The organism is Microbacterium sp. MF43, from assembly GCF_012847295.1.
GTDB lineage: Bacteria > Actinomycetota > Actinomycetes > Actinomycetales > Microbacteriaceae > Microbacterium.
The window spans coordinates 755851-768203 of the sequence record NZ_JABBDY010000001.1; the positions used below are offsets into that span (position 1 = coordinate 755851).

A 12353-nucleotide genomic window follows, 5' to 3' on the forward strand; every position below is an offset into this window, starting at 1 on the left:
CAATGACCACCACAGGGACGACCGCACGAAGCATCCGTGCCCCTCGCGGCGCGGAGAAGACGGCGAAGAGCTGGGGCGCCGAAGCCGCCAAGCGCATGCTCATGAACAACCTCGACCCCGAGGTCGCCGAGCACCCCGAATCCCTCGTCGTGTACGGCGGGACCGGCAAGGCCGCGCGCAGCTGGGAGGCGTTCGACGCCATCGTGCGCACCCTCGACGAGCTCGAGCCCGACGAGACCCTGCTCGTCCAGTCCGGAAAGCCCGTGGGCGTCTTCCGCACGCACGAATGGGCGCCGCGCGTGCTCATCGCCAACTCCAACCTCGTCGGCGACTGGGCGACGTGGCCCGAGTTCCGCAGGCTCGAAGAGCTCGGTCTCACGATGTACGGCCAGATGACCGCCGGATCGTGGATCTACATCGGCACGCAGGGCATCCTCCAGGGCACGTACGAGACGTTCGCGGCCGTCGCCCGGTCGCTCGGTCGCGACGACCTCACCGGCACGCTCACCCTGACCGGCGGCTGCGGCGGCATGGGCGGCGCGCAGCCCCTCGCGGTCACGCTCAACGGCGGCACGGTGCTCATCGTCGACGTCGACGAGTCGCGCCTGGCCCGGCGGGTCGAGCACGGCTACCTCGACGAGTACACGACCGACCTCGAGGCAGCCGTCGCGCGCGTCGTCGCGGCGAAGGCGGCGGGCGAGGCGCTCAGCGTCGGCGTCGTCGGCAATGCCGCAGAGGTGTTCGGCGACCTGCTGCTGCGTCACCGCGCGGGTGACATCGAGGTCGACATCGTCACCGACCAGACGAGCGCACACGACCCGCTGGCCTACCTGCCCGTGGGCATCCCGTTCGAGGACTGGCGCGCCGAGGCCGAACGCGACCCCGAAGGGTTCACCGCGCGGGCGCGGGGCAGCATGGCCAAGCACGTCGCGGCGATGGTGGGATTCCAGGATGCCGGGGCCGAGGTGTTCGACTACGGCAACTCCATCCGCGCCGAGGCTCAGCTCGGCGGGTTCGACCGCGCTTTCGCGTTCCCCGGGTTCGTGCCCGCGTACATCCGCCCGCAGTTCGCCGAGGGCCGCGGACCCTTCCGGTGGGTCGCACTCTCGGGTGATCCCGAAGACATCCGCAAGACCGACGAGGCCGTGAAGGCGCTGTTCCCCGACAACGCAGGCCTCGTGCGCTGGCTCGACAAGGCCGGCGACGCCGTGCACTTCGAGGGGCTGCCGGCCCGCATCTGCTGGCTGGGCTACAAGGAGCGTCATCTCGCGGGACGCAAGTTCAACGAGATGGTCGCCTCGGGTGAGCTCTCCGGCCCGATCGTCATCGGCCGCGACCACCTCGACTCCGGCTCGGTCGCGAGTCCGTATCGCGAGACCGAGGCGATGGCCGACGGCTCCGACGCGATCGCCGACTGGCCGTTGCTGAACGCGCTCCTCAACACCGCCTCGGGTGCGGCCTGGGTGTCGATCCACCACGGCGGCGGCGTCGGCATCGGACGGTCGATCCACGCCGGCCAGGTGACGGTCGCCGACGGCACCGCGCTCGCGGCCGAGAAGCTCGAGCGCGTGCTCACCAACGACCCCGGGACCGGCGTCATGCGGCATGTCGACGCGGGCTACGACCGCGCGAAGGAGGTCGCGCGCGAGCGGGGCCTCAACGTCCCGATGCTCGACGCGTGATCATGCCGAGAGCGGTCGTGTCCCGAACTTCGCCGCCGGGGACGCCTCCAGGCGAGACACTTCGGGACATGCAGCGGAAAGTTCGGGACATGGGCAGGGGAGACGGGGAGGGGATGCCGTGACGGCGACGCTCATCACCAACATCGGCGAGCTGACGACGAACGCCGGTGCAGGCGACGATCCCTGCGGGACGCTGCAGCGAGCCGCCGTCCTCGTCGAGGGAACCCGCATCTCGTGGGTGGGACCGGCGACGGATGCCCCGGCCTCGGTGCCCGACACCGTCGACGCGGCCGGACGAGCCGTGATCCCCGGGTTCGTCGACAGTCACACGCACCTGGTCTTCGGCGGCGACCGTGCCGACGAGTTCGAAGCGCGCATGACCGGCACCCCCTATGCCGCCGGAGGCATACGCCGCACGGTCGCGGCCACGCGGGCGGCCAGCGACGAGGAGCTGCGGGCCCGATTGGCCGGCTTCACGCGTGAGCTGCTCGTCCAGGGCACGACGACGTTCGAGGTCAAGACGGGATATGGGCTCACCGTCGCCGACGAAGCCCGGCTCGCGCGCCTCGCCGCCGAGGTCACGTCCGAGGTCACCTTCCTGGGTGCGCACATCGTGCCCGCCGAGTACGCCGATCGCCGAGACGAATACGTCGACCTCGTGATCGGGCCGATGCTCCGGGCGGTGCGGCCGCATGCCCGGTGGGTCGACGTCTTCTGCGAGCGGGGCGCGTTCACGGCCGAGGAGTCACGGCGCATCCTGACGGCGGGCGCGGCGCACGGCCTGCTGCCGCGGGTGCACGGCAACCAGCTCGGCCCCGGGGAGGGCGTGCGTCTCGCCGTCGCGATGGGCGCGGCATCCGTCGACCACTGCACCTATCTCGACGACGCCGATGTCGCCGCGCTCGCCGGCTCCGACACCGTCGCGACGCTCCTGCCGGGCGTCGAGTTCTCGACCAGGCAGCCGTACCCCGACGCACGGCGGCTGATCGACGCCGGGGTCACCGTCGCCCTCGCCAGCGACTGCAATCCCGGGTCGAGCTTCACCAGCTCCATGCCCCTCATGATCGCGCTCGCGGTGCGCGAGATGGGCATGACACCGGCCGAGGCGGTGTGGGCGGCGACCGCCGGCGGTGCGCGGGCGCTGCGGCGTGACGACGTCGGCCTGGTCGCGCCGGGAGCGCGCGCCGATCTCGTGCTCCTGGACGCCCCGACGCGCGTGCACCTCGCCTACCGGCCGGGCGTTCCGCTCGTCGCCGGCGTGTGGAAGGACGGCGCGCGGCTGAGCCCCGCCTGACGCTTCCGGCGCGCCGGCCCGGGAGCGGGGTACCCCACTCCGGGTCAGCGGGGCGTGTCGAAGGTCCAGTCGTCGGGATCGAGCGACGTCGCGACATCCCAGTCGTCGGCGTCCCACGTGAACGTGGCCACGGCGCAGGTCGTCATGTGCGCGATCCCGCCGCCGGACAGACGCCCGGCCAGCACGCTCATGCCGGGGTCGTGTGCGACCACTACGACCGATTCCTCCAGGGTGTCGGCCGCCGCCGCGAGCAGCGCGCCGGCGGGAGCGCCGTAGAGCTCCTCGCGGAGCTTGACGCGCACTCCCGTCGCGGAGCCGAACGCCTCGGCCGTCGTCCGCGCGCGCACCGCGGTGCTCGACAGGATCACGTCAGGGCGAAATCCCGTCTCGGCCAGCCGCGCCGCCATGACCGGGGCATCCCGCCGCCCCCGCTCGTTGAGCGGGCGGTCGTGGTCGTCGAGCATGGGGTCGCCCCAGTCCGACTTGGCGTGCCGCACGAGCACCAGGCGGATCATGCCTGAGCCGCCCTGCCGGCGAGCAGCTCGAGCACGCACAGGGCGGCCAGCCGCACCGTCCGCCCGTCCGGCGCGTCGGCGGTCGCATCGACCTCGACGATGTCGGCGCTGCGCACACGGGGATCCGACGCCGTCGCCCGCACGAGGGCCCGCAGCTCCCACGCGGCCAGGCCCCCCGGCACGGACGCGGGGCATCCCGGCGCCACCGAGCGGTCGCAGACGTCGACGTCGATGTCGAGATGCACGGGACCGCCGCCCGCGCCCGCGATCTCGAGCGCCTGCGCGACGACGTCGGCCGCGCCGCGGCGCCGCACCTCGTCGAGGCTGACGACGGTGATGCCGAGGTCGGCCGCCCGCTGCGCATAGGCGACGGAATTGGCGAAGTCCGCGATGCCGAGCTGGACGATCCGGCGCGGGTCCAGTCCGTCCTCGACGAGCCGTCGCACCGGCGAGCCGTTGGACACCCCGTCGCGCAGGTCGAAGTGCGCATCGACCGTGATCAGTCCCGTCGCGCCCGCCCCCTGTGCGACGGCGTAGGTCGCCGAGTTGTCGCCGCCCAGTGCGATGACCAGCCCGGTGTCGGCGGCCAGCTCGCCGACGGCGGCGCGGACGGATGCCTCGCCCTCGGGTCCGTCCGGCGACGCGACGTCACCCGCATCGGCGATCCGCAGGCTCTCGGCCAGGTCGACGGGCGGCGCACCGAGCAGCGTCGGGCTGAACCGGCGGAGCGCTTCCCGCACCGCGGCCGGAGTGGCGTGGGCTCCGGTCGGCGACAGCGACGTGCGCCAGGCGGGAACCCCGAGGAGCACGGCGTCCCACCCGCCGTCGCGGTCGTCGGGAGCGGGCCAGCCTCCGGCACGTGGCCACAGCGGATCGTGAGAGAGGGTCACGGGACCGACGCTACTCCGCGAACGGTCCCGCGCCGAGGCACCGCCCCGAACTCATGCCGACACGTACGCCCAGGCACCGCGGCCGCTCGCGAGCACCACCGGCACCCTCCGGTACAGGGCGACTTCGTACTCGTCGGAGGCGTCGAGCTCCTCCTCGGTCACCCACAGCACTCTGCCGACGACCTTGTCGAGGGCGTTGCCGGTCTCGCGCACCACCGGGTGCACCGAGAGGCCCGAGAGGTCGACGACCCGGGTGTCCTCGATCTCGGCGTAGTCGACGGTGTAGCCGGGCAGGACGTCGTCTTCGGAGACGAGCAGTCGCCCGAACGTGTCGAGCTGCACCTCGGGATGCTGGAGGGTCCCGTAGCTGAAGAGGAGCTGGTCGGCGGCCACGGGATCAGGCTAGCGCGCGCGATCGCCGGGCGCCTCTGTGCGACACCGGATCGCCGCAGGCCCGGATCAGCCCAGCAGCGCCTGCGCGATGGAGAAGATGGCGAGGCCGGCGAGCGCGCCGACGATCGTGCCGTTCAGCCGGATGTACTGCAGGTCGCGGCCGACCATGAGCTCGATCTTCTCGGTGGTCTCGGCGGGATCCCAGTGCTCGACGGTGTCGGTGATGATCGACGCGATGTCGTGGCGGTACCGGTCGACGAGGAACACGGCGGCGTCGGTGACCCACGAGTCCACGCGGGCCTGGAGCGAGGCATCCGTCGTCAACCGCTCGCCGATCTCGGCGAGCGCGACCGCTGCGCGCCGCCGCAGCCCGCTCTCGGGATCGGCGAGCGACGCGAGCAGTCCGGCCTTGGCGGTGTTCCAGGCCTCCGCGGCGAGTTCGCGCACGCGGGGGCTGTCGAACATGCTCGCCTTCGCGTCCTCGAGGCGGCCGATCGTGCCGGGGTCGCGCTGCAGGTTGTCGGCGAGGCGGTCGAGGTACCCGTCGATCGCACGCCGCGCCTGGTGATCGGGATCGGCCCGAACGGCGGCGATGAACTTCACAGCCTCGTTGTAGACGGTGTCGTCGACGAGCCGCTGCGCCATGGACGGCAGCCACGACGGCAGGCGCTGGGAGACGAGCCCGGTGAACGCCACCCGGTTCGCCTCGAGCCACGCGGCGACGGTGTCGACCGCCATGTCGACGGCGCCGTGATGCGCGCCCGATTCGACGATGCGGCCCAGCCATGCTCCGAGCGGCGGCCCCCACTCCGGGGTGATCAGGTGCTCACGGGCGAGGTCCTCGATGATGCCCTGCACTTCGTCGTCGCTGAGCGCCTGCAGCACGCCGGCGGCCATGATGGATGCCTCGGCCGCCACCCGTTCGGCGTGCGCGGGGTCGCTCAGCCATTCGCCGAGCTTGGCCGAGATCGGCGTCGCCTCGAGCTTCTGGCGCACCACGTCGCCGCGCAGGAACTCCGTCTCGACGAACTCGCCCAGCGTGCGGCCGATCTCGTCCTTGCGGTTGGGGATGATCGCCGTGTGGGGGATCGGGATGCCGAGCGGATGCCGGAACAGCGCCGTGACGGCGAACCAGTCCGCGAGCGCGCCGACCATGCCGCCCTCGGCCGCAGCCCGCACGTACGCGAGCGCCGGCACCTGCGTCTGGAACGCGAACGCGACCGCGAAGAGCACCGCCATGAAGACGAGCGCGCCGAGCGCGACCGCCTTCATGAGCCGCAGGCCCCGGCGTCGCTCCTGGTCGGCCGGGCTCAGCAGGACCGTCGGGGTGCGCGCCATTTCGTCATCCTCGCACGCGTGCGCCCGCGGTGGCGGGGGGCTTGCGGACCGCCGCCGAAGCACCCGATCGGGTCTGCGGGACGGAAGACGGCGCTCGTCCGCGCCCGCCGGATCGGCTACGACACGGTGGAGGTGACGGTCTCGCGGCGATCCCACACGCCGTCCGCGTCCAGGTCGTCCTCCTGCATCCACTGCACGAGGTAGCCGGCGTCGTCGTAGACGTACGTCGCGCGCGAGATGCTGTCGGCCACGCCGTCGCCGTCGCCGTCGTAGGTCTGCAGCGCCCGCACCAGCTGGTCTGCCGCGTCGTACGCGTACTCCCATCGCTGGGTCGAGTCGCTGTTGCCGTCGCCGTCGGCATCGTGTTCTTCGACCGTCTCGGCGAGGTTGCCCGCGGCGTCGAACAGGTTCGTCAGCACGAGGAGGCTCCGGCTCTCCTCCGCCGTGCCGATCCCGGTGATGGTCTCGGTCGTGGAGGAGAGAAGGCGGTCACCGTCCCAGACGTCGGCCTTCCGGATGGTGGTGTCGATCGTCCCGCTGCTGTCGAGGTCGATGCTCTCGAGCGAGCCGACCTGCCGTCGGTGAGAGTCGTAGGTCAGCTCCGTCGTCGATGTCGCGCCCCCCTCCTGCACGGTGGTCCAGCCGGTGAGCAGGCCGGAGTTCGCGTAGCGCCACACCATGTCGGTATCGGGCTCGTCCTGGCCGACCCCGACCGCGCTGCTCGTGAGGATCGCCCCTCGTGCGTTGAAGGTCCGGGTCACCTCCTGCCAGCTCTCGAAGGCGCCGTCCGAGTTGAGATCGTTGGTGATCCGTTCGAAGAGGGGATGCCCCCGCCGGTCGTACTCGGCGTACATCACGGTGGAGTCATCAGCCGCGCCGTCGCCGTCGAAGTCGCCGACGACGGTCGAGGTGCTGGTCGCCGGGTTCTTCGTCGCCGTGACCCGGGTGACGGTGGAGGTGTCGATCACGCCGTCCGCCTCGAAGTCCACGCTGAAAGTGGTCTGCACGAGGTCGCCGCGCTTGTCGTAGGCGAGTTGTTCCATGGTGCGATAGTCGGCGATCGGGTCGGCACCTTCGAAGCTCTCGGAGACGACCAGGGTCAGCCGCCCGTGCCTGTCGTACGTCGAGGTGTCGACCACCGTGAAGTCGATCGTGCCATCTGCGTCGGGGTCGTACTCCCAGCGCGAGGACAGCTCGTGCCCGGTGTTGTCGTAGGTGGTCGTGGACGTCACTCGCGAGTCGACCACCCCGTCCGCGTCGGCGTCGGCCTCGCGCACGTCGACGACGGTCACGCCCCGCAGATCCGGCGGATCGCCGAGTGGAGCAGCGACAGCGGCCGGCGAAGCCACCGCGCCCACGGTCACCGCGGCGGCCGCGGCGACCACCGCGGAGACCGCACGAACGATGCGCGCGGACGCGCGCCGAAGCATCGCTGACATAGACACTCGACTCCCATCGTCCCCACACGGGGGAGGTATGCCCCGACGGTCGTGCTGACCGGCTGGCCGGAGTCTAGCCTCGTGCCTCCGGCCGCAACAGGGTCAGTCCGCGACGGGTCCGAGCCACGCCGTCGCCACGGTCGAGTGCGCCGACTCCGGGTCGCTCGGATGGAACATCCCGGCGAGCACGTCGCGGTAGAGCCGGCTGAGCTCGTGGGAGGCGAAGTAGGACGACCCGCCGGCGACGAGCACCGCGTCGTCGACGATGCGCTTCGCGGCGACGACCGCGCGGTGCTTGAGTCCGGCCAGGAGCGAGAACCACCGCGCACCATGGTCGGCGAGCGCGTCGACATCACGTGCGACCGCATCGAGCTGGGCCGGCAGCGCGTCGTACGCCAGCGCCATGTCGGCGATGCGCCAGCGGATGTCGGGGTCCTGGCTGTAGGGCTTGCCGGTCTTCTTCGAGGTGCGTCGCCCGGCCGCATCGACGGCGAGATCGAGGGCGCGGCGGGCGATGCCGGTGTAGACCGACGCGAGGAGGATCTCGAAGACGCTGAAGATGCCGAACACGAGCGGATCGGCGTTCGGGCCGGGATCGAGGCGCCGGGCGACCCGATCCACCGGCGCCACCGCGCGATGGAGCTCGGTCGTACGCGACTGGGTGCCGCGCATGCCGAGCGTGTCCCAGTCGTCGCGCGTGACGATGCGACGCCCCGCCTCCTCCGAGCGCGGAACGAAGGCGTAGACCATCTTCGGACCGTCCGCCGACGTCGTGTCGAGGCCGTGCAGCCCCAGCTGCGTCCACACCGGCGCGAGCGAGGTGAAGATCTTCGTGCCGGTGAACGCGTAGCCGCCGTCGGCGAGGGGCGAGGCATCCGTCCCGCTTCCGAACAGCACGAGGTCGTTTCCCGCCTCCGAGATGCCGAACGCGAAGACCTCGCCGGCCACGGCGCCCTCCTGGACGAACCGCAGCGCATCGATGCCCCGGTCGGCCAGCACCTTGGCCACCCCCGTCCAGACGAGGTGCATGTTCACGGCCAGGGCGGTCGCCGGGGCGGCTCCCGCGAGACGCTGCTGGAGGACGGATGCCTCGGCCAGCCCCAGCCCGCCGCCGCCGAGTGCCGCCGGCGCGAGGATCGCCAGGTACCCGGCGTCGCGGAGGTCGGCGAGGTCGTCCTCGGGAAACGTGTTGTCGCGGTCGTGGGCCGCCGCCCGGGCGCGGATGCGCTCGAGCAGCTCGTCCGACAGGAACGCGGACGGGTCGAAGCCGCTCACACCCGCACCTCCAGCGCTGCGAGGAACTGCGCGATCGTGGCCTCCGGCTTGTCGCGATGCGGCGAGTGGCCCGCGCCTGCCACGACGGAGAGCGTGAGGAGCGGGTTGGCGGAGATGACGGACTCGGCGGGCTTGCCGCAGAAGATGCTGTAGACGCCGGGATCGGATCCGATCACGTGGGTGGGGACGGCGAGGGAGGCCGCGGCATCCGTCACGTCCCACACCGGGTTCTGGACGCTCGTCTGCTCGACCGCCCACCGGCTGGCCTGGCGCGCCGAGAGCGCCTTGAGCTCGATGTCGTGCTCGTGCCAGTGCGGATGCGCATCGCGCACGGCGCGCGCCGACGGGTCGGCGAACGACTGCTCCTGGCTCTCACGCACCACCTCCCGGTCGTGGTCGGTGAGCGAGATCGCGGGATCGACGAGCACGAGCCGCCGCGTCCAGCCGTGGTCGGCGGAGGCGGCGAGCGTCGACGCCGCGCCGCCCAGCGAATGGCCGACGACGAGGTCCCATGCCCCGCCGCCGGCGGGACGGGTCTCGGCCAGGTCGGCGGCGTACGCCTCGAGCGTGTAGTCGAGGGCGCGCGGCGCGGTGCCGTGGCCGCGGAGATCGAGGGCATCGGCGCGCCATCCGCCATCGGCGAGGGCGACGCCGTAGCGCCACATCAGCGGGCCGTTCGAGCCGAGTCCGTGCACGAGGAGTGCGTGGCGGTCAGCGTCTGCAGTGCCCCACGAGTGGCGGGGGAGGATCACGGGTGCAGGCATACCGCCATGCTACGGATGCCGCGTGCCCTCGGCGCTCGGCAGCGTCTGGTCGATCCGCTCGAGCACCGCCGTCCGTGCCGCCGCGAGATCCGGGTACTCTCCCACGTCGCGGCTGACGGCGTCCCGCGCGAGGTAACGGTCGGCCGCCTCGCGCTCGATCGTGCCCAGGAAGACGCCGTCGGTGCTTCCCACCCAGAAGCCGGTGTCCACCTCCGCCCACGTCGTGAAGCCGCGAAGTCCGGTCCGATCGGCGACATCGTCGATCATCGTCATGTTCTCTCAGCCCCTCGGGGTCGCGCGTCACGCGGTGTGACTGCTCCTGAATTACACCGCAGCGCCGAGGCCCGCCCGGTGGTCTTGACACGTTCGGATCCGTTGTGCAACCCGGCGGGTGACCCGGTCGGACGCCCCGTCCGGCCCGCCTCGCCCCCGCGGCGGCGAGAATGAACTCATGATCTCGACGGACCTCGCCCTCGCCCTCCGCGACGCGGGCCTGGTGTGGCATCCGCGGTCCGGGGATCGGTTCCAGCTCGACGAGCCGGAGTTCGAGGCCGACGTCTTCACGGTCAGCGACATGACGATCGAGCCGCGCGAGTACCCGACAGGGCGCATCCTCGCCTTCAACGGCACGACCGAGTGGGCGCTGGACTCCGTGGCACTCGAGGACGCCCTGTGGCTTCCGCACGAAGGGCAGCTCCGCGAGATGCTCGGGCGCTCCTTCCGGTCGCTGCGACGCCTTCCCGACACCTTCCAGGTCGAGGTCGAGGTCGAGCTCGGCGGTGGGCTTCGCGTGTTCGAGCACCCGGAGCCGGCCGACGCCTACGCGCTCGCCCTCCTCGAACTGCTGCGCCGTCTGTCCTGAGGCCGGACCCCGGCTGGTCGGATTCCGAGAGGGCTACGGCGTGATCAGGTGATCGTCTGCACCGGCTCGGTGTCGGGGATGGGGCTGGCATCGCGCCCGCGCAGGTCGGGGAAGCCGCGGACGAACGCGACGGCGACGAGGAGACCCGCCGCCGCGAAGGCGGTGGCCGCGATGTACGCGCCGGTCGGCCCGATGTCGTCGATGAGGAACCCTGCGATCGCTGAGCCCGCCGCCGCGCCGATGAGCTGCCCGGTGCCGACCCAGCCGAAGGCCTCGGCGGTGTCGCTGAACTTGACGCTCGCCGACGTCATGGCGAACAGCACGGCGAGCGCGGGGGCGATGCCGATGCCCGCGAGCACGAGCGTGCCGCCCAGCCAGAACACGTTCAGCGACACGATGGTGAGGGCCAGTCCGACGGTGACGATCGCCAGCCTGCGCGCCATCGCCCAGGGTCCGATCGGGATGTGGCCGAAGGCCAGGCCTCCTGCGAGGCTGCCGACCGAGAACAGCGCGAGGACGATGCCAGCCTCGAGTCCGCCGTGGTCGAACGTCGCGACGACTCCCGCCTCGACGGCCGCGCACGCGCCGATGAGCAGGAAGCCGACCACGGTCGCCAGCAGCACCGGGGTCTTGGCGAGCACCTTGCCGATGCTCCGGCGGCTGCGGGGGATGCGCACCCGCCCCACCTCGGGGGACAGGATGAACCACGCCCCGCCGCCGAGGAGGATGACGACGATGAGCAGGAGTGCCGGCACCGTGCCGACCTGGGTCGCCACGAGGGTGATCACGACGGGCGCGATGATCCAGATGATCTCCTGCAGCGAGGCGTCGAGCGAGAAGAGCGGTGTGAGCTGCTTCGCCGTGACCAGTTTCGGGTAGATCGTGCGGGCGGCGGACTGGATCGGCGGCGTCGAGAGGCCGCTCACGAACCCGAGCGCCATGTAGCCGGGCACCGGGAGGGTCAGCAGGGCGATGGCGGTGATCGAGAGGGCGCAGATCACGAGCGTCGCCGTGATGACGGGTCGCATGCCCCACCGGCCCATCCACCGGCTCGTGACCGGGCCGGCGATCGCCTGGCCGATGGATGCGGCCGCGAGCACGAGGCCGGCAGCTGCGTACGACCCGGTGACGAACTCGATGTGCAGCAGGATCGCCAGGCTCGTCATGCCGTTGGGGAATCGCGCGGTGAGCTGCGCGGCGATGATGCGACCGACCCCCGGAGTGCGCAGAAGATCCCGGTAGCCAGCCACCCGTCCACGTTAGCGCGGGCCTGAGACGCGTCCGACTCGCCCGCCGGCGCCGCACCCCGCAGGGCACACGCCGCACCTCGCAGACGACACGCCGCGACACGCCGAGAGGTCCCATCCACAGGCAGATCCGATGTCGGATGCCCCGCCTACCGTCGGATCTGTGGAGAGCCGTCGCCGAGGCATCCGAAAGGCGCGTGATTCAGGGTTTTTCCAGGTTCGGAATCCGTCGCCGTCCTGTGGATGAAACGGTGGAGAACCTGTGTTGTACATGGGGAGAGCGGTGGAAAATCACACTGATGTAACTACTAGCCCTTGTGGTGCTATCCAATGTCGGTACCCATATGTAGTATTGGTCTCCCGGCGGGGGGCCTGCCGGACAAACCAGCGGATGTGAGGGGAGAGACAGGGTCGACATGACGATCACCGTCTACACGAAGCCCGCGTGCGTGCAGTGCACCGCGACCTACCGAGCGCTCGATTCCAAGGGGATCGAGTACGAAATCCACGACCTTTCCGAGGACCCTTCGGCCCTCGAGCAGGTCAAGGCGCTGGGGTACCTCCAGGCGCCGGTCGTCATCACCGATGAAGACCACTGGTCGGGCTTCCGTCCCGACAAGATCGACGAGCTCGCTTCGCGGCTCGCGTGACGCC

13 protein-coding genes are annotated in these 12353 nt (G+C 71.4%); 4 read left to right on the plus strand and 9 right to left on the minus strand.

The features are described from left to right. Positions 1-2 precede the first annotated feature (2 nt). Both hutU and hutI read left to right on the plus strand, forming a co-directional pair. Positions 3-1682 carry a urocanate hydratase gene (gene hutU / locus HF323_RS03410; protein WP_169581127.1) on the plus strand — a complete coding sequence of 560 codons (1680 nt, stop codon included), beginning with the start codon at positions 3-5 and terminating at the stop codon, positions 1680-1682. 118 nt (positions 1683-1800) lie between these two features. Then, positions 1801-2976, plus strand: coding sequence for an imidazolonepropionase (gene hutI / locus HF323_RS03415; RefSeq protein WP_169581128.1), 1176 nt, complete (start codon positions 1801-1803; stop codon positions 2974-2976). Positions 2977-3020: 44 nt separating this feature from the next. On the opposite strand, the gene HF323_RS03420 is transcribed toward hutI, so the two are convergent. The 8 genes from HF323_RS03420 to HF323_RS03455 all read right to left on the minus strand — a co-directional run bounded on the left by HF323_RS03420 (position 3021) and on the right by HF323_RS03455 (position 9863). After that, entirely contained in the window at positions 3021-3491 is a 471-nt protein-coding gene (locus tag HF323_RS03420) for a histidine phosphatase family protein (protein ID WP_169581129.1), read from the minus strand. Further along, positions 3488-4381 (minus strand): agmatinase family protein, encoded by an 894-nt coding sequence (locus tag HF323_RS03425; RefSeq protein WP_169581130.1) that lies wholly within the window; start codon positions 4379-4381, stop codon positions 3488-3490. Before HF323_RS03425 ends, HF323_RS03420 begins: the two co-directional genes overlap by 4 nt. A 51-nt stretch (positions 4382-4432) precedes the next feature. Beyond that, positions 4433-4774: a gamma-glutamylcyclotransferase family protein gene (locus HF323_RS03430; RefSeq protein ID WP_169581131.1), complete on the minus strand. Its 342-nt coding sequence runs from the start codon at positions 4772-4774 to the stop codon at positions 4433-4435. Positions 4775-4840: 66 nt separating this feature from the next. Beyond that, entirely contained in the window at positions 4841-6112 is a 1272-nt protein-coding gene (locus HF323_RS03435; protein ID WP_169581132.1) for a DUF445 domain-containing protein, read from the minus strand. 116 nt (positions 6113-6228) lie between these two features. Further along, entirely contained in the window at positions 6229-7551 is a 1323-nt protein-coding gene (locus tag HF323_RS03440) for a hypothetical protein (protein WP_169581133.1), read from the minus strand. 102 nt (positions 7552-7653) lie between these two features. After that, positions 7654-8826: an acyl-CoA dehydrogenase family protein gene (locus HF323_RS03445; protein ID WP_169581134.1), complete on the minus strand. Its 1173-nt coding sequence runs from the start codon at positions 8824-8826 to the stop codon at positions 7654-7656. Next, positions 8823-9590: an alpha/beta hydrolase gene (locus tag HF323_RS03450; RefSeq protein WP_169581135.1), complete on the minus strand. Its 768-nt coding sequence runs from the start codon at positions 9588-9590 to the stop codon at positions 8823-8825. Before HF323_RS03450 ends, HF323_RS03445 begins: the two co-directional genes overlap by 4 nt. Before the next feature lie 9 nt (positions 9591-9599). Continuing rightward, on the minus strand, positions 9600-9863 hold the full coding sequence (locus HF323_RS03455) for a hypothetical protein (RefSeq protein ID WP_169581136.1): 264 nt from the start codon (positions 9861-9863) through the stop codon (positions 9600-9602). 178 nt (positions 9864-10041) lie between these two features. Between HF323_RS03455 and HF323_RS03460 the strand changes: the two genes are divergently transcribed. After that, positions 10042-10452, plus strand: a complete 411-nt coding sequence (locus HF323_RS03460) for a pilus assembly protein CpaE (RefSeq protein ID WP_169581137.1) — start codon at positions 10042-10044, stop codon at positions 10450-10452. Positions 10453-10496: 44 nt separating this feature from the next. Here HF323_RS03460 and HF323_RS03465 read toward each other — a convergent pair whose 3' ends face one another. Beyond that, on the minus strand, positions 10497-11702 hold the full coding sequence (locus tag HF323_RS03465) for an MFS transporter (RefSeq protein WP_169581138.1): 1206 nt from the start codon (positions 11700-11702) through the stop codon (positions 10497-10499). 413 nt (positions 11703-12115) lie between these two features. Here HF323_RS03465 and nrdH point away from each other — a divergent pair, with 413 nt between their 5' ends. Then, the gene (gene nrdH, locus HF323_RS03470; RefSeq protein WP_055966648.1) at positions 12116-12349 is read left to right on the plus strand and encodes a glutaredoxin-like protein NrdH; all 234 of its coding nucleotides are present in this window, start codon (positions 12116-12118) and stop codon (positions 12347-12349) included. The last annotated feature ends 4 nt before the right edge of the window (positions 12350-12353 follow it).

What these genes read in the sequence shown, in the direction of transcription:
- hutU (WP_169581127.1), top strand. Translation starts at nt 3, where the DNA reads ATGACCACCACAGGGACGACCGCACGAAGCATCCGTGCCCCTCGCGGC.
- HF323_RS03420 (WP_169581129.1), bottom strand. Translation starts at nt 3,491, where the DNA reads ATGATCCGCCTGGTGCTCGTGCGGCACGCCAAGTCGGACTGGGGCGAC.
- HF323_RS03435 (WP_169581132.1), bottom strand. Translation starts at nt 6,112, where the DNA reads ATGGCGCGCACCCCGACGGTCCTGCTGAGCCCGGCCGACCAGGAGCGA.
- HF323_RS03440 (WP_169581133.1), bottom strand. Translation starts at nt 7,551, where the DNA reads ATGTCAGCGATGCTTCGGCGCGCGTCCGCGCGCATCGTTCGTGCGGTC.
- HF323_RS03450 (WP_169581135.1), bottom strand. Translation starts at nt 9,590, where the DNA reads ATGCCTGCACCCGTGATCCTCCCCCGCCACTCGTGGGGCACTGCAGAC.
- HF323_RS03455 (WP_169581136.1), bottom strand. Translation starts at nt 9,863, where the DNA reads ATGACGATGATCGACGATGTCGCCGATCGGACCGGACTTCGCGGCTTC.
- HF323_RS03460 (WP_169581137.1), top strand. Translation starts at nt 10,042, where the DNA reads ATGATCTCGACGGACCTCGCCCTCGCCCTCCGCGACGCGGGCCTGGTG.
- nrdH (WP_055966648.1), top strand. Translation starts at nt 12,116, where the DNA reads ATGACGATCACCGTCTACACGAAGCCCGCGTGCGTGCAGTGCACCGCG.